The 24,086-nt window shown below is 63.8% G+C and carries 17 protein-coding genes; 13 read left to right on the top strand and 4 right to left on the bottom strand.

Translation table 11 applies throughout. From position 1 onward, the window contains the following. Positions 1-60: 60 nt before the first annotated feature. The 3 genes from CA260_RS15440 (at position 61) to CA260_RS15430 (ending at position 3,260) form a co-directional block, all read left to right on the top strand. Positions 61-1,485, top strand: coding sequence for a M20 family metallopeptidase (locus tag CA260_RS15440; protein ID WP_111983929.1), 1,425 nt, complete (start codon positions 61-63; stop codon positions 1,483-1,485). 92 nt (positions 1,486-1,577) lie between these two features. Further along, positions 1,578-2,294 (top strand): YggS family pyridoxal phosphate-dependent enzyme, encoded by a 717-nt coding sequence (locus tag CA260_RS15435; protein WP_111983928.1) that lies wholly within the window; start codon positions 1,578-1,580, stop codon positions 2,292-2,294. 249 nt (positions 2,295-2,543) lie between these two features. Next, positions 2,544-3,260: a C40 family peptidase gene (locus CA260_RS15430; RefSeq protein WP_111983927.1), complete on the top strand. Its 717-nt coding sequence runs from the start codon at positions 2,544-2,546 to the stop codon at positions 3,258-3,260. 59 nt (positions 3,261-3,319) lie between these two features. Here the strand turns inward: CA260_RS15430 and CA260_RS15425 are convergent, their stop codons facing one another. After that, positions 3,320-3,961, bottom strand: coding sequence for an oxidoreductase (locus tag CA260_RS15425; RefSeq protein ID WP_111983926.1), 642 nt, complete (start codon positions 3,959-3,961; stop codon positions 3,320-3,322). A gap of 48 nt (positions 3,962-4,009) precedes the next feature. After that, positions 4,010-5,641 (bottom strand): M28 family peptidase, encoded by a 1,632-nt coding sequence (locus CA260_RS15420; protein WP_111983925.1) that lies wholly within the window; start codon positions 5,639-5,641, stop codon positions 4,010-4,012. Between the two features lie 416 nt (positions 5,642-6,057). Between CA260_RS15420 and CA260_RS15415 the strand changes: the two genes are divergently transcribed. Both CA260_RS15415 and CA260_RS15410 read left to right on the top strand, forming a co-directional pair. Further along, positions 6,058-6,708 carry a rhomboid family intramembrane serine protease gene (locus CA260_RS15415; protein WP_111983924.1) on the top strand — a complete coding sequence of 217 codons (651 nt, stop codon included), beginning with the start codon at positions 6,058-6,060 and terminating at the stop codon, positions 6,706-6,708. Between the two features lie 25 nt (positions 6,709-6,733). Continuing rightward, complete coding sequence (locus tag CA260_RS15410; RefSeq protein ID WP_111983923.1) at positions 6,734-8,107, top strand: amino acid permease; 1,374 nt, start codon at positions 6,734-6,736, stop codon at positions 8,105-8,107. A 55-nt stretch (positions 8,108-8,162) separates the two neighbouring features. Here the strand turns inward: CA260_RS15410 and rapA are convergent, their stop codons facing one another. Beyond that, a complete protein-coding gene (gene rapA, locus CA260_RS15405; RefSeq protein WP_111983922.1) occupies positions 8,163-11,003 on the bottom strand; it encodes an RNA polymerase-associated protein RapA in 2,841 nt (946 codons plus the stop codon). 327 nt (positions 11,004-11,330) lie between these two features. Between rapA and CA260_RS15400 the strand changes: the two genes are divergently transcribed. The 7 genes from CA260_RS15400 (at position 11,331) to panE (ending at position 19,183) form a co-directional block, all read left to right on the top strand. Further along, a complete protein-coding gene (locus tag CA260_RS15400; RefSeq protein ID WP_111983921.1) occupies positions 11,331-11,972 on the top strand; it encodes a GspH/FimT family pseudopilin in 642 nt (213 codons plus the stop codon). Next, complete coding sequence (gene pilV / locus CA260_RS15395; RefSeq protein ID WP_238149780.1) at positions 11,969-12,499, top strand: type IV pilus modification protein PilV; 531 nt, start codon at positions 11,969-11,971, stop codon at positions 12,497-12,499. Before CA260_RS15400 ends, pilV begins: the two co-directional genes overlap by 4 nt. Next, entirely contained in the window at positions 12,496-13,554 is a 1,059-nt protein-coding gene (locus CA260_RS15390; protein WP_111983920.1) for a PilW family protein, read from the top strand. Before pilV ends, CA260_RS15390 begins: the two co-directional genes overlap by 4 nt. Position 13,555: 1 nt before the next feature. Beyond that, entirely contained in the window at positions 13,556-14,134 is a 579-nt protein-coding gene (locus CA260_RS15385) for a pilus assembly PilX family protein (RefSeq protein WP_238149778.1), read from the top strand. Positions 14,135-14,188: 54 nt separating this feature from the next. Beyond that, positions 14,189-17,563 (top strand): PilC/PilY family type IV pilus protein, encoded by a 3,375-nt coding sequence (locus CA260_RS15380; protein ID WP_111983919.1) that lies wholly within the window; start codon positions 14,189-14,191, stop codon positions 17,561-17,563. 115 nt (positions 17,564-17,678) lie between these two features. After that, positions 17,679-18,140, top strand: a complete 462-nt coding sequence (locus CA260_RS15375; protein WP_111983918.1) for a type IV pilin protein — start codon at positions 17,679-17,681, stop codon at positions 18,138-18,140. Between the two features lie 113 nt (positions 18,141-18,253). After that, a complete protein-coding gene (gene panE, locus CA260_RS15370) occupies positions 18,254-19,183 on the top strand; it encodes a 2-dehydropantoate 2-reductase (protein WP_111984413.1) in 930 nt (309 codons plus the stop codon). Between the two features lie 258 nt (positions 19,184-19,441). On the opposite strand, the gene CA260_RS15365 is transcribed toward panE, so the two are convergent. Continuing rightward, positions 19,442-21,553, bottom strand: a complete 2,112-nt coding sequence (locus CA260_RS15365; protein WP_111983917.1) for a M13 family metallopeptidase — start codon at positions 21,551-21,553, stop codon at positions 19,442-19,444. 825 nt (positions 21,554-22,378) lie between these two features. Between CA260_RS15365 and CA260_RS15355 the strand changes: the two genes are divergently transcribed. Next, positions 22,379-24,064, top strand: coding sequence for a phospholipase C (locus CA260_RS15355; protein ID WP_111983915.1), 1,686 nt, complete (start codon positions 22,379-22,381; stop codon positions 24,062-24,064). Positions 24,065-24,086: the final 22 nt, after the last annotated feature.

The following is a 24,086-nucleotide window of genomic DNA, read 5'->3' as shown; positions in this document are numbered from 1 at the left end:
GCGGGCTTCTCGGCTGCGCTGATACAATGGCGACTTTCCTTTCGCTGCAGGAGTCGCCCCATGGATACCGCTCGCCTCAACCGTTTCATCAGCGGACTGTGGGATGACGAGATCGTGCCGCAGCTGGTGGAGTACATCCGCATCCCCAACAAGTCGCCGATGTTCGATCCCAAGTGGGTGGAACACGGCTACATGGACGCCGCGGTGAAGCTGATGGAGACCTGGGCGCGCAGCAAGCTGCCGTCGCTGCCCGGCGCGACGCTCGAAGTCGTGCGCCTGGAAGGCCGCACGCCGCTCATCTACATCGAAGTGCCAGGCACGGGCGACGACACCGTCGTGCTGTATGGCCACCTCGACAAGCAGCCGGAAATGACCGGCTGGGCCGAAGGCCTCGGCCCGTGGACGCCGGTGCTGAAGGGCGACAAGCTCTACGGCCGCGGCGGTGCCGACGACGGCTACGCCATTTTCGGTTCGCTGGCCGCGCTGCTGGCGCTCCACGAGCAGGGTATTCCGCACGCGCGCTGCGTGGTGCTGATCGAAACCTGCGAGGAATCGGGCAGCTATGACCTGCCGTTCTACGTCGATCACCTGGCCGACCGCATCGGCAATCCGTCGCTGGTGGTGTGCCTCGATTCCGGCTGCGGCAACTACGACCAGCTGTGGCTCACCACCTCGCTGCGTGGCATGACCGGCGGCGAACTCACCGTGCAGGTATTGGAGGAGGGCGTGCATTCGGGCGACGCCTCCGGTGTGGTGCCCTCGAGCTTCCGCATCCTGCGCGAGCTGCTGAGCCGCCTGGAAGACCCACAGACCGGCACGATCAAGCCCAAGGAGCTCTACGTCGATATTCCGACGCAGCGCATCGAGCAGGCGAAGAAGTCGGCCGACGTGCTGGGCACGGCGGTGTACGACAAGTTTCCGTTCGTCGAGGGCATGAAGCCGGTCACCGAAGACCTCACCGAGCTGGTGCTCAACCGCACCTGGCGTCCGCAGCTCGCCGTGACCGGCGCCGATGGCCTGCCGCCGCTGGAAAGCGCCGGCAACGTATTGCGCCCCAAGACCGCGGTGAAGCTCAGCCTGCGCGTACCGCCGACGCTGTCGGGCGCCAAGGCTGGCCAGTTCGTCAAGCAACTGCTGGAGAAGGATCCGCCGTACGGCGCCAAGGTCACCTTCAAGCTGGAGAAGGATGGCAGCGGCTGGAACGCGCCGCAGCTCTCGCCGTGGCTTGAGGATGCCGTGGCCAGCGCGTCGCAGACCTACTTCGGGGCGCCGGCGGCGTACATGGGCGAAGGTGGCAGCATTCCGTTCATGGGCATGTTGGGCGAGAAGTTCCCGAAGGCGCAGTTCCTCATCACCGGTGTGCTCGGCCCGCACTCGAACGCGCATGGTCCGAACGAATTCCTGCACATTCCGACCGGCAAGAAGGTGTCGATGGTGGTGGCGGACGTGGTGGCGCGCCACTACGCGCAGGGCGCCAAGGGCTGAGTTCCACGCGGCCCCGGGCGTTCCGGGGCCGCCGCTTCCTTCGCCGCGTAGTGCCGCCGATGCCTGCGCAGCCACCTGCCGGGCGATCCGCGATGACGACTGCTTCCACTGACCACGCTTACCTTGCCGCCAACTGGGCGTCTGTACGCGGGCGCGTCGATGCCGCCTGTCGCGATGCCGGCCGCGATCCCTCGGACGTGTCGATCCTGCCCGTCAGCAAGACCTTCGGGCCGGAAGTCGTGCGCGCCGCGATGGCGCTGGGCTTGAAGCGCTTTGGCGAGAACAAGGTGCAGGAAATCCGCGCCAAGGCCGAAGCACTCGCCGGTGAAGACATCGAATGGGTGGTGATCGGCCACCTGCAGACGAACAAGGCCAAGGATGTCGCGCGGCTCGCCAGCGAAGTGCAATCGCTCGACCGCATCGACCTGGCCGAAGCGTTGCACAAGCGCCTCATGATCGAAGGCCGCGCGATCGACGTGCTGATCGAAGTGAAGACCTCGCCGGAGGAGAGCAAGCAGGGCCTGTCGCCGGCTGATCTGCCGGCCTTCCTGGAGGCCTTGCGTGCCTATGACACGCTGCGCGTGCGTGGGTTGATGACCATGGCCGTGCAGTCCGATGACCCCGAGGCGGTACGTGCCTGTTTCCGCCGGCTGCGCGAGCTACGCGATGCGGCCGAAATGCAAGGCCATGAATTGCCTCGGCTTTCGATGGGGATGAGCGGGGACTTTTCGCTCGCCATCGCCGAAGGCGCCACCGAGGTCCGCATCGGCACTGCGATCTTTGGCCGCCGGGATGTGACGCACGTCTGAAACATACGGAACTGAACTGAATAATTAGTTCACTAATTGGTCAAAAAGTAGTCACATTTTGACCCTTTATGCTTATGGATCAGTCTGTTATGTATGAAGCATGGGCCGTGCCAAGTTTCGAAACGACAGAGTTCAGTTAACCTCGATCGAACATACGGCCTATATCCCTTTGCTAAGTTCACATGGCCATCACGTCGGCGGCACCTGCCAACGACATAACTCCACGAACTGCAAAGGGATTTGTCCCACATGCCAACGAAGCGATTGTTTGCTGCCGCTGCGCTTGCTGGTGCACTGCTCACGTCCCTTCCGCTTTTCGCCGAGCCGCTCAATGGCCAGGCCAACGCCCCGATCGCCACCCTCGCTCCCAACCTGATGGGTACGCTTGCCGTGTTTGCCCCGGCGGCCAGCCTCACGCAGGCGGCGCTTCCGGCCCAGCCGGCTCTCGCGCAGTCCAAGTCCAAGCCCTCGGGCTGGGCCATCGAAGAAGACGATCTGGATGCCGACGGCATGCCGGGCAATGGCGTGGACAACGTCGCCTCGCTCGCCAACGACACCTCCGATCTGCGCAAGACCCTGATCAGCCTGGCCATGAAGCTGCGCGACATTCGTTACGTGCGCGGCGGCCGCGATCCTTCCACCGGTTTCGATTGCAGCGGCTTCGTCCGCTACGTGTTCGCCCACGCCGTGGGCCTGGACCTGCCGACCAATTCCGCTTCGCAGTTCCTCGCTGGCCTGAAGGTCAATCGCGACGACATGAAGCCGGGCGACCTGGTGTTCTTCCGCACCGCAGGCAAGCGTGGCCAGGGTCGCATCTCGCACGTGGGCATCTATATCGCCAACGGCCAGTTCATCCACTCGCCCTCGCGCGGCAAGACCGTGCGCGTGGACAGCCTCGACGAGTCCTACTGGGCCAAGCGTTTCGCCGGTGCCAAGCGTCCCGACGCGCTTGCCCGCAGCAGCTGAGTTCCCGTATCTCCGTCAGTCAAAGGCCGCCCGATGGGCGGCCTTTTTTTGATACCGGTTCAGTGGCCGAGAACCTGGAGCTCGTCCGATTCCACGATGCGTACGCCTTCGCCTGGCGTCTTCGCGAGCCTCACCATGGCGCAGGCCACGGTCGACGCCTCGATGCCCCGCCAGCGCCCGGGCAGGATGCGCGAGAACGGTGCGGCGAACACTTCGCCCAGGCGCGGCTTGTGTCGTGCGCCAAGCAGCAGCGAGGGACGCACGATGGTCAGCTGCGGCCAACCCTGTTTTTGCAGGGCCAGTTCCAGCTCGCCCTTGGTGCGGTTGTAGAACAGGCGAGAGGCCGGGTCCGCGCCCAGCGCGCTGATCACGATGTAATGGCGTGCACCGAGTGCGAGAGCGTGCTTTCCAAGCATCAGCGGCAAGTCGTAGTCCACCATGCGGAAGGCTTCGCGCGATCCGGCTTGCCGGATGGTGGTGCCCAGGCAGCAGAACACGGTGTCTACGGGCCCCTGCAGCTGGCAGATCAAGTGGCTGACCATGCCTACCGGATTCCCCAGTTTGGGGTGCGGGCTCAGGGGATGGCGGGTGGGAGCGACCACGCGCTCCACGCCAGGATCATCGAGCAGGAGCGCAAGCACCCACTGGCCGGTAAGGCCGGTCGCGCCCGCTAGGTGCACCTGGCGTGGTGAAACGCTCATGGCGGCATTCTACGGCGCGGAAAGTTGTGCTGCCGTTGGAACGCGTGTTCAGAGCCCGCGCATGCTCTGCGGACGCTGGTAATCGCTGCCCGGCTTCCACTGCGGATAGCTGTCCTCCATCGAGAGGCGACTTCCCACCATGAACAGCGCGCGGACGTCTTCCACCGTGCCCGACAGGTCCCAGCGCGGGTTGTAGCGGTCGAGCGCGGCGGGCACGCCGTCGTCGGTGCCGGCATCGGGTTGCGACGCGGCGGAACGTACGTACAGCACGGGAACGCCAGCACGGGCGAAGCTGAGCTGGTCGGAGCGGAAGAACAAGCCCTTTTCCGGCTCGACGTCGGGCATGACCTTGCGTCGTTGGGTGTGCGCCGCATCGGCCAGGTAGTCGTCGAGTTGCGACTGGCCGAAGCCAATCACCGCCAGCGCACTGGCCGGGCCATCCGTGGGCAGCAGGTCGAGATTGATGTCGGCCACCGTATTGGAGAGCGGCACCAGCGGATGACCGACGTAGTAGCGCGCGCCGATCAAACCGGTTTCGTCGAGCGTGGTCGCGATGAAAAGCACCGAGCGATGAGGCTTGGGTGCGCGATGCGCGAACGCCTCGGCAATTTCCAGCAAGCCCGCGACACCGGTGGCGTTGTCGATCGTGCCGTGCGGGCCTTCGCCAGCTGCCGCCACATGATCCCAATGGGCGGAGTAGACGATGGCTTCGCCCGGACGCTTGCTGCCGTCGAGGCGAGCCACGACGTTGTGCGACTCGCCGCGGCGGATGGTGCTGTCAAAGGCGACGCTGAGCGTGGCATGCAAGGGCACCGGCCTGAAGCCTCGCTGCGATGCCTGCTTCTTCAAGGCATCGAAATCCGCACCGGACAGGCCGAACAGCTTTTGCGCCGCGGCGGTGGTGATCCATCCGGCCACAGGCAGGCGCTGTCGTCCCGCATCATCGGCCATGGGAAGATCCGGCCTCGCCATCGACCATCCATCCCGCACGACGGACCACGGATACCCGGCGCCGTCCATGTCGTGCACGATGAAGGCCGCGGCTGCGCCCCGGCGCGCGGCTTCCTCGAACTTGTAGGTCCAGCGGCCGAAATACGTGTATTCGCGGCCCCTGAACAGGCGGGGATCCTGGTTCGCCCAGCCCGGATCGTTGACGAGGATGATGACGGTCTTGCCCTTGAGGTCGACGTCGGCGTAATCGTTCCATTGCTCGCCCGGCGCGTTGATGCCGTAGCCCACGAACACCAGCGGCGATGCGTCCAGCGCGGAGTGCGGTTGCTCCGCCAGCGTGCCGACCACCATGTCCTTGCCGAAGGCGAACTCGTCGCTGCCGGTTTCGCCGTGGATCGAAAGCTTGACCTGCTCAGGTTGCTGCAGCGTCGCCGCCACGTAGGGCACCGTTTGCAGCCAGCTGCCGTTGTTGCCCGGAGCCAGTCCGATGCGCGTGAACTGCTGGACGAGATACGCGGTCGTGCGCTGCTCCGCCTCGCCGCCCACCGTGCGGCCTAGCAGTTCGTCCGACGACAGCGCCTTCATGTGCTGCCTGACGTCGTCCAGGACGATGCCCGGCGAAAAGCTCGCCGCCGAAGACAGCGCATCGGCCGTGCCGTTGTTTGTCTGATGGCGTTGGCATGCGGTTAGCGCGATGCACAGCAGCAACATCATCCCTGCGCGACGCATAAGGATTCCAGGTGGTGCGGAACGCACAATCTAGCGTGTCGCACGGCCGCTTCAAGCGTACCGAAAGGCACGCCTCCATCTTGCGACATTCGCAAGAATTTGCCGTTCTTTCCGAGGCTTGCATGCGGCTTACAGCAGGGGCGAGATGCGGCTGCCGCGACGATATCCCGTCATGGGACGAGGCTGGGGGCTGCTGACGTTTCGCCTGACGGAATTTTCAAATGGACGTCCATTTGCTTTTCGCTGCGATGGAAACGGCCGTGTTGCCGCCGGCAACCGGCATCTCGTCTCTTGCTGGAATCGAGAGCAGGCGGGGCGCAGGCGCGGCCATGCCGGCGCGATTCCATGGAGTCACGAGCGTGACGGCTGCGCCCCGCGCGGTTACGCTTGTGGGAACCGTCCCCCGAAGTGTTCCCATGCCGTTCGACCTGCCTGTCGTCACCCGCAACCTCCTGATCGCCAATGTCGCGGTCTTCCTGTTGCAGCAGGTGATGGGTTACACCCTGATCCTGCATTTCGCCTTGTGGCCCTGGGGGCCTGATAGGGTAGAGCAGCTGCCGGAAGGGCTGATATCGATCGGTTTTCGCCCGTGGCAGCTGGTGTCCTACGCCTTCATGCACGGCAACACCTTGCACCTGCTGTCCAACATGCTGGCGCTGTTCATGTTCGGCGGGCAGATCGAGCGGGTGTTCGGGCCACGCAATTTCGTCGTGTATTACTTCGTCTGCCTGTTGATGGCGGCGCTGGCGCAACTGATGGTGGTGCAGTGGTTCACCGGCGGGTTCTATCCGACGCTGGGAGCCTCGGGAGCGATCTTCGGCATCCTGCTCGCGTTCGGCATGCTGTTTCCGCACGAGAAGATGATGCTGATCTTCCTGCCCATTCCGATTTCCGCCTGGTTGTTCGTTACCCTGTATGCGCTGTTCGAGCTGGTGCTGGGTGTTACCGGCACCCAATCCGGCATCGCGCATTTCGCCCACCTCGGCGGCATGCTGGGCGGCTTCCTGCTGATCCAGTACTGGCGCGGCAAGTTGCCGATCAAGCCGAGTCGCCAGCTCTGGCGTTGACCTTCACGTATTCCGTTCGATCGACATGACCCAGCATCTGCAGCGCCGCCTCACGCCGCGCCACATCACGTTCATGGCGCTTGGCATGGCCATCGGCGCAGGCCTGTTCCTCGGCTCCGCCGACGCCATCAAGCTCGCGGGCCCGTCGGTGCTCTTCGCCTACATGGTCGGCGGCGTGATGATCTTCATCATCATGCGCGCGCTGGGCGAGATGACGGTGCACGATCCGGTCGCCGGGTCGTTCAGCGTGTATGCGCAGCGTTACCTTGGATCGTTCGCCGGCTATCTCACCGGTTGGAACTACTGGCTGCTGATGGTCGGCGTCGGCATGGCCGAAGCCACTGCCGTCGGCGCGTATATGCAGGCGTGGTTTCCCGATTGGCCGCGTTGGATCTGGGTGCTCGGCAGCGTGCTGATGATCGGTGGACTCAATCTGTTGAGCGTGCGGATCTACGGCGAGATGGAATTCTGGTTCACCCTCGTGAAGGTCGTGACCGTGCTGGCGATGATCGTCGGCGGGCTGGCCATCATCTTCCTTGGCTGGGGCAACGGAGGGCAACCCACCGGGCTTTCCAACCTCTGGTCACACGGAGGGTGGTTTCCACACGGGGTGATGGGCATGGTGCTCGCCTTGCCGGTGGTGGTGTTCTCCTTTGGCGGCGTGGAAACCGTGGGTATCGCGGCGGGCGAGGCCGCGCAGCCGGAGCGCACCATTCCGCGCGCGGTGAATTCGGTGCTGTGGCGCATCCTCATCTTTTACGTGGGAGCGCTGTTCGTGATCATGGCGATCTATCCGTGGACAGGCCTCGGCGAACACGGCAGCCCGTTCGTCACGACATTCGCGAAGCTCGGCATTCCGCAGGCGGCTGGCCTGATCAATTTCGTGGTGATCACGGCGGCCTTGTCGGGTTTCAACAGCACCACGTTCAGCGGCAGCCGCATGCTGTACAGCCTCGCCAGCAAGGGCCAGGCGCCATCGGCACTGGGCAGGGTCAATGCGCACGGCGTGCCGCTGCGCGCCATCCTGGCGACGCTGGCGGTCTTGCTGCTGGCCGTGCTGCTCAACTACCTGCTGCCGGCCAAGGTGTTCGGCATGATGATGTCGATCCTGTCGTTCAACACGGTGTGGACGTGGACGATGGTGCTGCTGGCGCATTACAGCTTTCGTCGCCGCATGCGGCTGGGCGGCGAAGTGCCTTCGGGCTTCCGACTTCGCTGGTGGCCGTTCACTGGCGTGTTGTGCCTGGCCTTTTTCGCGTTCGTGCTGGTTATGCTGGGCGTCAGCCCGGATACGCGCGTGGCGCTTTATGTCGGCGTGGCGTGGATCGCGCTGCTCAGCGTGGCCTACAGGCTGTTCGGCGTGGATGGCCGCATGGCGGCGGTGCCAGCGACGGCGTGAGGCCTGCGAGAGCGGAAGCGCACCGCGTGCGCTTCCGCCAGGCACATGCAGCGGATCAGCGCAGGGCCAGGAAGTCCGGGCTCACCACGAAGCGCACGGCGTCCAGTCGCAGTCGCGATTCCGGCAACGCCTTCAGCAAGGCGGTGCGCTCGTCGGCGATGGCGGCGATTTCCGATTCGCTGATCGCCGGGTTGACGGCACGCAGGCCGATCAGGCGCGACAGCTCGGCATCGAGCGTCTCGGTGGCCTGGGTCACGGCCTCCGTGACATGGGCCTGCGAACGCTCCTGCGCGATGGTTTCGGCCTTCTCCAGCATCGGCGGCACGAGCTTGGCGAGGAACTTGCGGTAGCGGGGCACTTCGATCGTGCGGTCGGCGGCCTTGCGCAGCGCGACTTCGCTCGGGCGGAAGTCCGCGCGCTCGGCGAGGCGCGTGTCGACGGTCACCATGACTGGCTGCGTGGGCAGGAAGCGCTCCGCATCCAGACGACGATCCGCCACGCATTCGAGCAGGAACACCGCCTGCAGCAGCGCGCTGCGCGGCGGCAGCGCGTCATCCACCAGGAACGCGGCGTTGCCTTGTTCGTTGGACAGCGTGAGGTCGAGCGCACCTTGCACCATCGGGTGATCGAGGCGCAGCAGCGGCAGTTCCTCACGCGCCAGCGCCACGTCGCGTGCGAACGTGACGGCTTGCGGACCCTCGGCGAAACCGGGCAGGGCATCGGTGGAGAGATACTGCGGATCGAGCAGCAACACCTTGCCGCCCAGCTCTTCGGTGTGGATGCCGAAGCGTTCCAGCAATGCCTGGATGAAACCGTCGCGGCCCGGATCGTGGTCTTCGCGGGTGAAAGCCTGCTGCAGTTCGTCCGCGTGCAAGTCGCGGCTGGCGGCCAGTTCGAGCAGATGGTCGCGGCCGTCACGGATCAGGGCGGCCATTTCCTCGTGTGCGCCGCGTGTTTCCGCGAGCAGCACGTCGAGCTCCTGGTCGCGGTTGTCGTCGTCGCGTGCATGCTCGTCGGCGAGGCGGGCGAGCGATTCGCCGAAACGGCGCAGCAGTTCGCGGCCATCGGCGGGGCTGGAGCGGAACGCGTCCACGCCCTCGTCGTACCAGCGCGCCAGCACGTGCTGCGCGCTGTCGGCCACGGCGAGGATATGGATGCTGATGTCGTGCTTCTGGCCGATGCGATCGAGGCGACCGATGCGCTGTTCCAGCAGATCCGGATCCAGCGGGAGATCCCACAGCACCAGGCGATGCGCGAACTGGAAGTTGCGGCCTTCCGAACCGATTTCCGAACACAGCAGCAGGCGCGCGCCGTCGGGCTGGGCGAAGTACGCCGCGTTGCGATCGCGCTGCACGATGCCCAGGCCTTCATGGAAGCGCGCCACGCCCACGCCGCTGCGCGTGCGCAGGGCTTCCTCGAGCGCGAGCACCTTGGCCTGGCTGCGGCAGATCAGCAGGAACTTGTCCTGCGGGTGCGCATCGAGCAGGTTGACCAGCGCGTCGAGACGCGGGTCGCTGGCGTAATCAACTTCGATGGCCGGCGGCGGTTGCTGGATGTCCGCATGGAATTCGGCCAGCAGCGTCTGTCGGCGATCTTCGCTGAGCGAATCGGCGTCGAGCAGATGCCACACCGGCAGGCGCTTGGGAAAGCCGCCGATGCTCGCGCGGCGATTGCGGAACATCGCACGGCCGGTGCCGTGGCGATCGATCAGCGCCGCGAGGATCTCGCGCATGTTCTCCGGCTTGGTCGCATCGGCGAGCCGCGCCAGCAGGCTTTCATCACCGGCAAACGCCTCCTGCAGGATGGCGCGCTGCGGACCGTCCAGCGACTGGTTTTCCAGCAACCGGTCGGCGATGCGGGAGAGGTTGTGGAATTTGTCCGACTCGGACAGGTAGATGTCCAGGTCGTGATAGCGCTGCGGGTCGAGCAGGCGCAGTCGGGCGAAGTGGCCGCTGCGGCCCAGCTGTTCCGGCGTGGCCGTGAGCAGGATGACGCCCGGCGTGGCCGCGGCGAGCTTCTCCACCAGCGTGTAGCGCGGGCTCGCGGCTTCGGGCGTCCAGGCCAGATGATGCGCCTCGTCGACCACCAGCAGGTCCCAGGAGGCTTCGAGCAACTGCTGCGCGCGTCGCGGCGACTGTTCCAGGAAGCTGAAGTCGGCGATGACCAGCTGTTCGTCCTCGAACGGGTTGCGGCCGTCGCCGGACTGCTCCAGCGCCTCGCAGCGCTCTTCGTCGTAGATGGCGAAGCTGAGGTTGAAGCGGCGCAGCAACTCGACGAACCACTGGTAGACCAGGGTGTCGGGCAGCAGGATCAGGGCGCGCTCGGCGCGGCCGGTGGCGAGCTGGCGGGCCATGATCATGCCCGCCTCGATGGTCTTGCCCAGGCCCACCTCGTCGGCCAGCAACACGCGAGGAGGGCGGCGCGCGGAGGCGATGCCGGCCACGCGCAACTGATGCGGCACCAGGCCGATGCGGGAGGCGCCCAAGCCCCAGGCCGGCGAACGGCGGGCATCGGCACGGCGGCGCAGGCCTTCCAGGCGCAGTTCGAAATGGGACGGCGGGTCGGTGCGGCCGCCGATCAGGCGGTCATCGGCCTGGCTGACGCTCTGCTCGTCGTCGAGCTGCCCTTCCTCCAGTTCGCGCCCCTCGCCGCGGTAGACCAGCAGGCTTTCCCGCACTTCCACGCGCTCGACCAGGAAAGCGATGCCCTTGCCGGCCACGCGCTGGCCGGGACGAAACTCCGCGCGCACCAGCGGCGCCGAATCGACGGCATACGGGCGCAGCACCCCCGCCTTCGCAAACAGCACCTGCACCCCGCGTCCTTCGACGCGCAGCACGGTGCCAAGGCCGAGCTCTGGCTCGGCGGTGGAGATCCATCGTTGACCGGGAACGAACATCAGTGGGGCAGCCGCCAGTTGCAAGGGCCGCCAATTATCCGCCCAGTGGCAAGCCGTGCCTAGGCTTGTGGATGGCGATGAGGCCCGTGGCACGGCGAGCAGAGGACATGGAAACGTGCACATTCCGTTCACGGAGGTGGGGTCGACCGAGGGGTGCCGAGGCCACACGGAATCGATCGTCAGCCAGAGCTCTAGTGTGTGATTGCCGTCCAATTTTGTGAGGCGGCATGAACCACTCGTCAGGAAAAACCTACTCTTTGTCGGATAGTTACTTGGCTAATCGGGGTTGCTGGGTACAGTGCCGGCCAGGGAAACAGGGGAAATGCCATGCAGGTCTTTTCGCGCCAGCGAAGCGTTGTGCTGGCCCTGGTAGGGGACGGGCTTGCCGCGCCGGCAGACGCTACGGAGCATGCCGCGGCGACGCGTGGACGCCACCTTGGATTCACCATTATTGAGCTGATGGTCGCGCTTACCGTGGCAGGCATACTGCTGGTCATTGCCATCCCCAGCTTTCGCCAGCTGACGCTGTCCAGTCGCCTTACCACGGCCACCAACGACGTGGTCGCCGCCATCAACGTGGCGCGCATGGAAGCGGTGAAGCGCAATGCTGGTTCGCAGTTCTGCAGCGACGTGTCGGCGAACAACCAGACCGATACGCTGGGCGCCGCATGCAGCACGGAAGTCCAACCAGGGGCTGTCTATGTCATGAAAGCCGATGGCACGGCCACCAGAGTGCTGGGTGCCGTGAGCAGTATCACGACGCCGCTGCAGTTCAAGGGCAGTGTGACCGCTTTGCGCTTTACCAGCCAGGGGGTGGGCCAGAAGGCGGGGCAAACGACCCCTTCGGGCGACACCATTGCGATCATTTGTACGAGCTCGTTGAACGGCACCTTCCAGAACATCCGCACCATCACGATCACCAGTGGCTCGATCATTCAGGTAACACCGTCAAATGGGGCCTGCCCATGAGCAGCATCGGTACCTCGGCCCCGATGTCGGCGTTTGAGCGCAACGAGGGCATCAAGAGCCGCCTGTCTTCAACCCGGGCACGCCAGGCCGGCGTGGGCCTGATCGAAGTGATGATCGCCGTCCTGGTCCTTTCGATCGCGTTCCTCGGCATGGCAGCGCTGCAGGCGCGCTCGCTATCCACCAATAACAGTTCCATGGCGCGCACTATGGCGACGATTGCCGCGCACTCGATCCAGGATGCGATGCGCGCTGATATCGTCAATGCGACAGGTGGCGTCTACAACCGGACCATCACCGCGGACAAATGCCCTGCAACAGATGGCACGTTGGCTGGCTACCAGCTCAATCAATGGTGCACCACTCAGCTCGCCATCCCCGCGTTGGGCGGTGCGGTATCGACCACCAGCGGCGTGATCGACTGCAAGAGCAGCGGCCTGTGCACGATCACGGTCTCCTTCGACGATACCAAGGCGGGTGCGATCAACAACAACACCAGCCAGAGCGTCATCACCAAGGGGATTCTATGAGCGTCCGCGACGTCAACCATGATGGCGGCCGCCGGCGCGTCTCGACCAGGGAAGGCCATCGGGGCTTTACGCTGATCGAGCTGATGGTGGCGATGCTGCTTGGCCTCATCGTCATCGGTGGCGTGACCAGCGTGTTTCTCGCCAACCAGCAGACCTATCGCACCAACAATGCATTGGGCGATGTGCAGGAAAGCACGCGGCTGGCCGTCGAACTGCTGGCGCATGACATCCGCAATGCGCAGCTCACCGGCTGTAACAACAATGCGCGTTTCACCAGCGTGCTCAAGAACGGTCCCGCCAACGGCGGCACCGACTGGTGGGCCAACTGGGGCAATGCCATCGTCGGTTATGCGCGTGGCACCACAGATCCGGCCGTCGCCAGCGGAACGGCGGAAACCAACCGGGTGAGTACGACCGATTCCATCGAGCTCCTGGGTGCGGCCGACACCACCATGAGCGTGAACGTTCATTCGCCGTCTGCAGCAACGCCCAATTTCACGATCAACGGGTCGGCAGGCGATCTGCAGGGCGGCGATATCATCGTCGTGTGCGATCCCGATCACGCGACCATCCTCAAGACCACTACGTACACCGATTCCACCAAGACCATCACCTACGACGCGACAAACAACTGCTCCACGGGCCTCGGCTATCCGGGCGTCTGCGTGGCCAGCGGCAATCCCTATACGTTCGGGCAAAGCGCCTTGATCGCCAAGCTATCCGCGGTCGATTGGTATATCGGCGTCAATCCTGCGGGTGGCAAATCGCTCTATCGCGTTTCACTGAGCAACGACGGTGCTGGGGCGGTGAAGGCAAACAGTTTCCAGGAGATGGTACGCAATGTGACGGATATGAAGATCACGTATTTGCAGTCTGGTACGACCTCGTTCGTTGCACCAGCATCCGTCACCAGCTGGGCGGGTGTGACGGCTGTCCAGGTTCAGCTGACGGTGCAAAGCGATGATGCGCGCGCCGGTACGGATGTGCAGGGCCAGGCGCAGGCGCTGATGCGAAACGTCGCCATCACCGCAACCTTGCGCAACCGGGTGAACTGAGATGAACCAGCATTCGATTTCTGTCTCCAGTGGTCCCGCCCATCGCCATTCATCTGGTCGTGACCAGCGAGGCGTGGCACTTATCGTGGCCCTGGTGCTGCTGGTCGTGATTACGCTTGTTGGCCTGGCTGCCGTGCGTGGCACGATCATGCAGCAGAAGATGACGGGCAACTTTTACGATCGCGAAGTCGCGTTCCAGGCAGCGGAAGCGGCGTTGCGTCAGGGTGAGGCAGACGTCCAGAGCGCCGCGTCGCCCTCCGTGTTCCGCGATTGCTCACCAAGTAGCACCACCAAATGCGTCCCCAATCCGTTTACCGACTCGACCGCCGTCATTAAGCCGGTCCAGAAGACGGGTTTCGATCCAGGCGCGTTGGCAGCCAGTCCCCCACAGTACGTGGTCGAGTACCTGGGTAACTTCACGATACCGCCGCCGAGCGTGCACCAGCTCTCCAACTGTTCGGGCTATTCGCCGTGCGGCGCCCTCAATACCGCCGATTTCTATCGCATCACCGCCCGCAGCGGCGATACGACCGTGGGTGACCGCGCCACCGTGGTGCTGCAGACCGTCTATCGCCGCTAATCGACCAGGATCGCCGAGTCCGTATCGGCGCCAGCCAACATGATGGAAAGAATCATGTCTACGAAAAACATGAAGCTGACGTGCGTTCTTGCGGGCTTGCTGGCATCCAGTGCAGCAAGTGCGGTGACCTACACGGATAACTTCTCTGGAAAGACATCGACCCTGAAATGGGTCGCGTTGAACGATGCGTGCCTTACCGCGGGCGATGGCACCGGCAGCATTCCCAAATGCAGTTCGTCCATGATCGCCAACGCGGACGCCGCGGGCTACGGCGCGTTGCGACTCACCCCCGCGCAGAACAACCAGACGGGCGCCATCCTTTCCAATTTCACCTTTCCCAGCAACCAAGGTCTGCAGGTGACATTTACCACCTACACCTATGGTGGCAGCGCGGACGGTTCGGCCAAGAACGGTGCGGACGGTATTTCCTTCCTGCTGACGGACGGCGGCGCGACGATGCCGACGGTCGCCGGTGGCCTGGGCGGCAGCATGGGCTATAGCTGCTCGAACGGCAACGACACCTACGATGGTCTTGCGAATGCCTACCTGGGTTTGGGTGTCGACGAGTTCGGCAACTTTCTCAACTCGGGCGACAACACCAGCAGCGGCATCTACAACACGAACAACACGACGTCCGGAACAACGACGAACGGGTCGAATACGTTCGCGCAATCCACGGCTAACAACAGCATTGGCGCAGGCACCGGCGCGCAGTACCAGCCCGAGCGCATCGGTCTTCGCGGTGCCGGCAATACGAACTTCGCCTGGTTGAACAGCCAGAATTCCAGCTACTACACGACCAGCGACAGCAGCAGCAACCGGAAGACCAAGGTCCAAGCCGCTTGCAAGAGCGGGCAGTACGTGTCGAGCGGTACGAACGCGTCGAAGAACCTCAAGAACATTACCTATAACTACAACGTGATTCCTGGCGGCTATGCCGTGCTTCCGGGCGGGTTCGACAAGAATGGCAATTACCTGAGCGGCACCCAGCTCATCGCCTCCAACTCGGCCAAGACACGACTCAATTCGGACTACTCGCAGAACGCATGGCCGATTACGTACAAGTTGGTGATTTCAGCATCGGGTCTGCTGAACTTCTCCTATAGCTACAACAACGGCGTGTACAAGCCCGTTCTCACCAATGCGGACATCACCAAGAGCAATGGCGCGATTCCTTCGCTGTTCCGCTTCGGCTTTTCCGCGGGTACGGGCGGCAGCAACAATGTCCATGAAATCACCTGCTTCTCGGCTGTGCCCCTGCAGTCCAACAGCAGTGCCGGCGCCAACACGGTGCAGTCGGGTCAGGTGAGGATTGGCACGCAGATCTACCTCGCCTCTTACTCGTCGGACAACTGGTGGGGCTCGTTGGTCTCCGCGCCGGTGGTGACAACCAATGGCGTGGTCAGCGTATCGTCGAACGCCAACTGGGATGCCAAGTGCGTCCTGACCGGCGGTGGCTGTCCCTCCATGGGCACCAAGGCCGATGGCACGCCCATAAATACCATCACGGCCGAATCGCCGAGCAATCGCGTACTGATGAGCTGGGATGACAGCGCCAACAAGGGCGAAGCTTTCCAGTGGAGTTCTCTCAACACCAGTCAGACGACGGCGCTCAACGGCACGGATAGCGCCGGCTCGACGCGTGTTGCCTGGTTGCGTGGCGACCGTTCGACGGAGCAGTTGCAGAGTCCGCCGGGAACGCTGCGCGCGCGCAATGGCGTGCTTGGCGACATCATCAATTCCAGCCCGACCTGGGTGGGTTCGCCGACGCCCGGCAACTACCCGGATGCGTTCAACGACTTCCTGTATGGCAACCCATCAAGTGCGCCGGAGAATGCATCGGGAGCGCAGAGCTATAGCAGTTTCGCCACGACCTACGCATCGCGCCTCAACGTCGTGTACGTGGGCGCGAACGATGGGTTCCTGCATGGCTTCAGTGCGGGCTCCTACAAGACGGTCAGTGGCACGACGACCTATGACTCGACCACCAACAATGGCAATGAGGTCCTGGGCTTCATGCCCTCCGGACAGCTGGCGAAGTATGCGGCCGACTTGACCAGTCCCACCTATGCCCACGACTACGTGGTGGATGCCACGCCGGCGGTGGGTGACCTGTTCTACAACGGCAAGTGGCACACGTGGCTGGTGGGTGGCGTGGGCTCCGCAGGCTCCGAGATCTATGCACTCGATATCACGGACCCTTCAACTTTCAAGGAAACCAATGCCGCGGCGGTCGTTGTCGGGGACTGGACCAGCTCCACGCTCACGCACCTGGGCAACACGGTGGGTACGCCGACCATTGCGCGGCTGCATAACGGTCAGTGGGCCATCATCTTCGGCAACGGTCTGGGCGGATCCTCGACAGCCGGCATCTACATCGGCTTGGTGGATTCGAAGACGGGCAAAGTCACCTACCAGTTCCTCGACACGGGCGTGGGATCGAGCTCTAGCCCCAATGGCATTGCCTATGTGAGTACGGTTGATCTCGATGGGGATCACGTAACCGACTACGTATACGCTGGCGACGTGCAAGGTAACGTCTGGCGTTTCGATCTCACGGACAGTTCAAGTGCAAACTGGAGCGTCTCCAACTTCGGCAACAAGACAGCTACGCCACTCTTTGTTGCCAAGGACGCGGCCACCACGCCGAACCGGCAGCCCATTACGACAGCGCCGGTGATTGCATCCGTGCAGACGGGCAGTACGAGCCGCGTGATGGTGTTGTTCGGCACAGGCCAGAAGACGCCGGCCACGACCAGTGGCGGTGATACGTACGCGTCGGGCACGCAGACCTTCTACGGCATCTGGGATTGGGACATGACGGCGTGGAACAAGGCGTCGACTATCCAGTACGCCAGCCTGGCACCCACGCAGAGCATTGCGCGCTCGGTCCTTCTCTCGCAGACGTCTACGCAGACGGCATCCGGAGCGAGTGGCCAAGTGTTGGGCTATCGTTCGCTGCCCACCGGCAGCCAGGTGTGCTGGAGCGGGAGCACGACCTGTGCGAAGAACAATACCCAATTCGGCTGGTACTACGACCTCCCCGATACCCAGGAGCAGATCATCTATAACCCGGTCATGGTGGACGGCTCGGTGGTGGTCAGCACGGCAGAGCCGCCGACCATCTCCGCCGTGTCTTGCAACCCGGGTCTGCAGACGGGCTGGACCATGGCTTTTGATCCCGCGTCGGGCGGTGGCCTGAAGCAAGGTTTCTTCCCGGATGCGAACGGCAGCTACGGTTCGGGCTCGGCCTCAACGTCGGTTTCCGGCATCCGTATGGATGCGGTGGGTAGCCCGACCACGATCCGTTACGGCGGCCAGACCTATATCGTCACCCAGACCGTGAAGGGCACGGCCGCACTCAGCAAGGTGAATCCGCAGAGCGGCGCCAGCCCGTCGCGAGTGTCTTGGCGCGAGGTCAAGCTCTGATTGCGGTGCTGAAACGAATGAGGCGGTCGGCCGATGCTTTGGCCGACCGTATGGGAAACGACACCACCGAAGCGTTGGCAAGCCGGTCTTCAGTGGAATGGAATCAGAGGAAGCCATGAATAGACGCCAGAACGCTCGACAATCACGGCCCCGGTCGCACTGGGGTTTTACGCTGATCGAACTGCTGATCACGGTGGCAATCGTGGCGATCCTCGCGGCCATCGCCGTTCCCTCGTATTCGAGCTACGTCACCAAGACCCGACGCGTGGCAGGCGAGGGCTGCATGTCGGAGTACTCCAATTACATGGAGCGGTTCTATACGACGAACCTGCGATATGACCAGGATGCGGCAGGCAATAAATTGGCTGCACTTCCCGCGCTGGATTGCTCGAGTGCGCAGCGGACTGGTAGAGATTACAGCTATACGCTGGCGAATCTCGGTACCTCGACCTACACCATTACGGCGACGCCGATCGGGGCCCAGTTGAGTCGCGACACCAAGTGCGGGACGTTGACACTGGACCAGACCGGCGCCCGCACGAAGAGCGGTACCGGTGCGCTAAGCGATTGCTGGTAAAGGCATCAATTGTCAGGAAGCCGCTTTCCGCAAGTCGCCACCACCTTCATGGCAACACCCATCACGGGGCATGAGCTAGTCTCGGCCCCGTGATCTTTTTTGAGGGCGGCGACATGCGCATCTTGATCGTGGGAGCCGGCGCGACCGGTGGCTATTTTGGCGGGCGTCTGCTGCAGGCCGGCCAGGACGTTACCTTTCTGGTGCGGGCGCATCGCTCTGCGCAGTTGGCGGAGCATGGGCTGGTGATCCGCAGCGCACTCGGCAATGTCGAGCTGCCCGCGCCGCGGACGGTGCAGGCCGGCGGGCTGCGCGAACCTTTCGATCTCATTGTCGTGAGCTGCAAGGCCTATCACCTGCCGCAGGTGATCGAAGACATGGCGCCTGCGGTCGGGCCCGACACGATGATCGTTCCGTTGCTCAACGGCATGCGGCATCTCGATGTGCTGGACGGGCGTTTCGGTGCAGGGCACGTGCTGGGCGGGCAGTGCGTCATCGCGGCGACGCTCGACAAGCAGGGTGTCGTGCATCATCTCAACCAATCGCATTCGCTCACGTTCGGTGAGCGCGATGGTTCGCGTTCGGGGCGTGTGGAGCGCGTGCTCGCAGCCATGTCGCAGGCGAAGTTCGAGCCGAGGCTCAGCACGACGATCCTGCAGGACATGTGGGACAAGTGGGTGTTTCTCGCCTCGCTCGCGGGCATCACCTGCCTGATGCGTGCGCCGGTAGGCGACATCATGGCGGCGGCCGGCGGCGAAGCGGCGGCGCTGCAACTGCTGGAAGACTGCCGGCGCGTTGCGGCGCGCAATCAGCATGCACCCTCCGACGCGGTGCTCGCGCGAGCCTGCAGCGTGCTTACGGAAAAGGGCTCGAAGCTGAGCGCGTCGATGATGCGCGACCTTGAACAGGGCGGACAGATCGAAGCCGACCATGTGATCGGCGACATGCTGGCCCGTGCAGGCGAGGAGGCGGAGTCGCTGGCGATGCTGCGTACGGCCTATACGCACCTGAAGGCGTACGAAGCGAGGCGTGACGGTAGCGGCTGAAGTCGCGCGGTGTGCGGCGACTTTGTCGGCATGCCGTATGCCGGCCGTGGTGTTGTCGCGAAGGAAATCCAGGCGTCGGGCCCGCGATATCTGTTGTAGGAGCCCACCAAGTGGGCGACCGCGGCGTTACGGCGTCACCGCTCCGTTGGCTTTTCGCGCACTGGGTGCGCTCCTACAAGGAAGCGCATGGTCTCCAACGAAAAAGGCGCCGCGTTTGCGCGCGGCGCCTTCGGGTAGGTCACGCGGACCGGCCGGGAATTACCAGATCTTCACTTGCTTGTCGGACGGACGCACCATCGGGTCGGTCGGCTTGCACTGGAACGCGGTGGCGAAGGCTTCCATGTTGGATGGAGCGCCGATCGCACGCAGCGAAGCGGGAGCGTGCGGGTCGGTGTTCAGACGCAGCAGCGCTTCCTTCTCGCGGATGTTGCCGCGCCACACACGGGCCCAGTTGAGGAAGAAGCGCTGGTCCTGCGTGTAGCCGTCGATCTTTTCGCCGGCTTCCTGCGGGTTCTTCTTCAGCGCCATCTGCAGCGCGTCATAGGCCGAGTTCAGGCCGCCGAGGTCGCCGATGTTCTCGCCCAGGGTCAGCTTGCCGTTGACGTGTGCATCCGGCTTGTCCTTGATCGGGGTGTAGTCGTCGAACTGGGCGACCAGCTTGCCGCTGCGCTCATCGAACTTCTCGCGATCGGCCTTGGTCCACCAGTTGGCGTTGTTGCCTTCGCCGTCGAACTGGCTGCCTTCGTCATCGAAGCCGTGGCTGGCTTCGTGGCCGATGACGGCACCAATACCACCGTAGTTGATCGCGTCGTCGCCGTTGGCGTAGAAGAACGGCGGCTGCAGGATCGCGGCCGGGAAGTTGATGGTGTTGTCGGTCGGGTTGTAATAGGCGTTGACCGTCTGCGGGGTCATGCCCCATTCCAGGCGGTCGGTCGGCTTGCCGATCTTGCTGAGGTCGTACTGGTAGTTGAACTTGGCGGCGGACATGACGTTGCCGTAGTAGTCGCCCTGCTTGATGTCCAGGCCCGACCAGTCACGCCACTTGTCCGGGTAGCCGATCTTCGGCAGGAAGGTGTTCCACTTGGCGATGGCCTTCTGCTTGGTCTCGTCACTCATCCAGTCGAGGTTCTCGATGCGCGCCTTGAGGGCGTTGCGCACGTTGTCGACCAGCACCTGTGCGCGCTCCTTGGCTTCCGGCGTGAACATCTTGGCCACGTACAGCTGGCCGAGTGCTTCACCCATGGAACTGTTGACGCCGCCCAATACGCGCTTCCAGCGCGGCTTCTGTTCCGGCTGGCCGGCGAGGGTCTTGCCGTAGAAGTCGAACTTGTTGTCCTGGAACGCCTTGCTGAGGTACGGCGAGGCATCGCTGATGGTGTGGAAGCGCAGGTAGGCCTGCCACTGGTCGATCGGCGCGCTGGCGAGCAGCTTGTCGAACTCGGCCATGAACTTCGGCTGCGACAGCGAGAAGCCCTTGTCGACGGTCACGCCCTGGGCCTTGAAGAAATCTTCCCAGCTGAAGTGCGGGGTGATCTTGTCCGCTTCCTTCACGGTGACGAAGTGGTACTGGTTTTCCGGGGTGCGCATTTCCACCGGGGCCAGCGAGGCCTTGGCCAGCTCGGTTTCGAAGGCGAGCACCTGGGCGGCCTGCTTCTTGGCATCGGCTTCGGACACGCCGGTCAGCTGCAGCGCCTGGGCCACGTGGGCCACATAGGCGTCTCGGATGTCCTTGTACTTGTCGTTGAGGTAGTAGTCCTTGGTCGGCAGACCCTGGCCCGCCTGCTGCGTGTAGGCGATCTGCATCTTGGCGTTCTTGAAGTCGGCGCCCGAGCCGAACTCGAACACCTGCATGTCGCCGTCAGCGAAGTTCTGCACGAGGTAGTTGGCCACGTCCTTGCTGTTCTTCAGCGCGGCGATGGCGTCGAGCTTGGGCTTGATCGGCTCGTAGCCAGCCTTCTCGATGGCGTCGTCGTCCATGCCCGAGGCGTACAGGTAGCCGATCTTCTGCTCGATCGACCCGGCCTTGGCGTTGGCGGCGTCCTTGGCGGCGGCGTCGACGATCTCGTGCTGGGTGTTGAGGCTGTCCTCAGCCAGTTTGTCGAACGCGCCCCAGCGGGTGCGGTCGTTCGGGATCGGGTTGGCGGCCACCCACTTCGCGTTGACGAAACCGTTGAAGTCCTGGCAGGCCTCGGCGTTGTCGCCCAGCTCGGCCACGTCGAACACTTTCGGCGCGGGAGCCGCGGCGGGTGCGGTCGAGGCGGGGGCAGGGGCCTGGGCGGTCTGCTCGGCCTGCTCATGCTTGCCGCAGGCGGTGAGCGACAGGGCCAGACTGACGGCGAGCGCCAGGGGCTTCAGATACGGTTTGGTCATGGGATTCCCTCTCGTGGTTCGCCCAGCGGGCGCTAAGTGATGCCGGCGGCCACGTGCTGCGCAGCGACCGAATTGGCAATAGTGACTGATCAGGCTAGGCCGGAGGTCACGGTGCAGACAGTGTCAAAGGTCAGGGGCGGGGGCCGCAAGCCGGCGACAGAGCCGGTTGGGACGTACTCGTTGAGGGCGTCGAGTCCACACCCCGGGCCAGCCGACTCCCGATCAGGAATCGGGCGACTCCGGGCAGGCCATCAGCTGCCCGCAGGGAGATCACGTGCTCCTGAGTCTGTGCGTCGACGCCCGCTGCCACGAAAGCAACCATCCTCGCGGAAGCAGAGTGCCTTTTTCGCTCCGCCCGCACCCTCATCCGCCTGCCGGCACCTTCTCCCGGAGGGAGAAGGATTTCTCCGCCAGGCACTTAAGCCCCTCTCCCCTCGGCGACCCGAAGGTAGTCCCGTGGGAGAGAGGGGCTGGGGAGAGGGTGCGGCGCTTGCGTAACCCTTCATCTCGCGCTCCGCCAGCACGCTCATCCGCGGGTTCTTCATGGCAGCTGCACGGACATCCTGATGTCCGGCATCACATGAACCACTGCGGCGCAATGGTTCGCGATGCGAGGAGTCTAGCGTCGCCTGCCCCCTAAACATGATGCGGACCGCGGCTGCGCTTCAACCAGTGCTGTGGAAGGAATCGCAGGAAAACGCGTCGTTTTCCTGTTATTCGCCTGTCACCTTCGACGCCTATCGTTCGCGAATCCGGCGCTTGGGATGACCTGCAACTGGGACATTCCACAGGGGGGCGCTTCATCGCGACCGTAGGGAGCCTTCCATGCGAAATCACCTCGCCGTCTGCATTGCCGCGTGTGTTCTCAGCCTGTCCGCCGTATCGCTTGCCCAGATTCCCGTGCATGCCGAAGAAGCGTCGAACGCTTCCTGGCATCGCGACAAGGACGACCACACGTCCACGCCCATCAAGCATCTCGTGGTGATCTTCCAGGAGAACGTTTCCTATGATCACTACTTCGGCGCCTATCCGTATGCCGCCAATGCGCCGGGTGAGCCGACGTTCTACGCGCGGCCGTTCACGCCGAAGGCCAATGGCCTGACCGCCAGCCTGCTCAACCACAATCCGAACCAGCAGAACAGTGCGAATGGCGCGGGTGCGATCAATCCGTTCCGTCTCTCGCGTGCGCAGTCGGCCACCGCCGATCAGGATCACGATTACGGTCCGGAGCAGCAGGCGTTCAATGGCGGCGCGATGGATCTTTTTCCCAAGTACACCGGCACGGGCGAAACGCTGCCCGGTGCGCCTGCCGATGAAAACGGCATCGGCCAGGTCATGGGCTATTACGACGGCAACACGGTCACCGCGCTGTGGAACTACGCGCAATGGTTCGCCATGAGCGACAACAGCTACAACACCACGTTTGGCCCGTCCACGCCGGGTGCGCTCAACCTGATCTCGGGTCAGACCAACGGCATCACGCAGACGCTCAACGGCACCGGCGAAGAGATCGATGACGGGCAGGGTGGACTTACCCTGATCGGCGATGCCGATCCGATCGGCGACGTGTGTTCCTCGCCGACCGGCAACCAGGTGCAGATGAGCGGCCGCAACGTCGGCGACATGCTCAACGATGCGCACGTGAGCTGGGGCTTCTTCGAGGGTGGTTTCGACCTGTCGCAGGTGAACGCCAACGGCACCACGGGTTGCAAGCGCTCCACGGTTTCCGCCGTCACCAACGTCAAGAAGGCGGATTACATCCCCCATCACCAGCCGTTCCAGTACTACGCCTCGACTGCCAACCCGACGCATGCGCGTCCCACGTCGGTGTCGATGATCGGTCGCCAGGGCGATGCGGCGAACCATCAGTACGACATGGCGGACTTCTATGCCGCAGTCGAGGCGGGCAATTTCCCGGCGGTGAGCTTCCTCAAGGCGCCGGGCTACCAGGATGGCCACGCGGGTTACTCCGATCCGCTCGACGAGCAGCAGTTCATCGTGCACGTGATCAACTTCCTGCAGCAGCAGCCGGAGTGGCGTGATACCGCCGTGGTCATCGCTTATGACGACTCCGACGGTTGGTACGACCATCAGGCGGCGCCGCGCGTGAATGCGTCGACGTCGGAAGCGGATGCCCTGGATGGCGCCGGCGTGTGCAAGGCGCGCGGCACGCTGGCGGGCACGGACAGCAAGGGCAAGCCGGTACAGGGTCGTTGCGGCTATGGCCCTCGCTTGCCGTTGCTGGTGATCTCGCCCTGGGCGCGCAGCAACCATGTGGACCACACGGTGACGGACCAGTCCTCGATCACGCGCTTCATTGAGGACAACTGGTTGCACGGCAAGCGCCTCGGTGGCGGTTCGTTCGACGCGCAAGCCGGCTCGCTGGAGCATATGTTCGACTTCTTCCAGCCGTTCACCGTGCATCGCAAGTTGCTGCTGGACGAGCAGACCGGCCAGCCGGTGAAGCCGTCCTTGCCGTGGGCCAGCACGTCCGATGGCCATCGCGGTTGATCGACTGATCAGCGCGTGATCA

Source organism: Dyella jiangningensis (genome assembly GCF_003264855.1).
Taxonomy (GTDB): domain Bacteria; phylum Pseudomonadota; class Gammaproteobacteria; order Xanthomonadales; family Rhodanobacteraceae; genus Dyella; species Dyella jiangningensis_C.
Note: the sequence above shows the minus strand (reverse complement) of the source record. Positions and strands in the feature narration are given on the sequence as shown.

What these genes read in the sequence shown, in the direction of transcription:
- CA260_RS15440 (WP_111983929.1), top strand. Translation starts at nt 61, where the DNA reads ATGGATACCGCTCGCCTCAACCGTTTCATCAGCGGACTGTGGGATGAC.
- CA260_RS15435 (WP_111983928.1), top strand. Translation starts at nt 1,578, where the DNA reads ATGACGACTGCTTCCACTGACCACGCTTACCTTGCCGCCAACTGGGCG.
- CA260_RS15430 (WP_111983927.1), top strand. Translation starts at nt 2,544, where the DNA reads ATGCCAACGAAGCGATTGTTTGCTGCCGCTGCGCTTGCTGGTGCACTG.
- CA260_RS15425 (WP_111983926.1), bottom strand. Translation starts at nt 3,961, where the DNA reads ATGAGCGTTTCACCACGCCAGGTGCACCTAGCGGGCGCGACCGGCCTT.
- CA260_RS15420 (WP_111983925.1), bottom strand. Translation starts at nt 5,641, where the DNA reads ATGCGTCGCGCAGGGATGATGTTGCTGCTGTGCATCGCGCTAACCGCA.
- CA260_RS15415 (WP_111983924.1), top strand. Translation starts at nt 6,058, where the DNA reads ATGCCGTTCGACCTGCCTGTCGTCACCCGCAACCTCCTGATCGCCAAT.
- CA260_RS15410 (WP_111983923.1), top strand. Translation starts at nt 6,734, where the DNA reads ATGACCCAGCATCTGCAGCGCCGCCTCACGCCGCGCCACATCACGTTC.
- rapA (WP_111983922.1), bottom strand. Translation starts at nt 11,003, where the DNA reads ATGTTCGTTCCCGGTCAACGATGGATCTCCACCGCCGAGCCAGAGCTC.
- CA260_RS15400 (WP_111983921.1), top strand. Translation starts at nt 11,331, where the DNA reads ATGCAGGTCTTTTCGCGCCAGCGAAGCGTTGTGCTGGCCCTGGTAGGG.
- pilV (WP_238149780.1), top strand. Translation starts at nt 11,969, where the DNA reads ATGAGCAGCATCGGTACCTCGGCCCCGATGTCGGCGTTTGAGCGCAAC.
- CA260_RS15390 (WP_111983920.1), top strand. Translation starts at nt 12,496, where the DNA reads ATGAGCGTCCGCGACGTCAACCATGATGGCGGCCGCCGGCGCGTCTCG.
- CA260_RS15385 (WP_238149778.1), top strand. Translation starts at nt 13,556, where the DNA reads ATGAACCAGCATTCGATTTCTGTCTCCAGTGGTCCCGCCCATCGCCAT.
- CA260_RS15380 (WP_111983919.1), top strand. Translation starts at nt 14,189, where the DNA reads ATGTCTACGAAAAACATGAAGCTGACGTGCGTTCTTGCGGGCTTGCTG.
- CA260_RS15375 (WP_111983918.1), top strand. Translation starts at nt 17,679, where the DNA reads ATGAATAGACGCCAGAACGCTCGACAATCACGGCCCCGGTCGCACTGG.
- panE (WP_111984413.1), top strand. Translation starts at nt 18,254, where the DNA reads ATGCGCATCTTGATCGTGGGAGCCGGCGCGACCGGTGGCTATTTTGGC.
- CA260_RS15365 (WP_111983917.1), bottom strand. Translation starts at nt 21,553, where the DNA reads ATGACCAAACCGTATCTGAAGCCCCTGGCGCTCGCCGTCAGTCTGGCC.
- CA260_RS15355 (WP_111983915.1), top strand. Translation starts at nt 22,379, where the DNA reads ATGCGAAATCACCTCGCCGTCTGCATTGCCGCGTGTGTTCTCAGCCTG.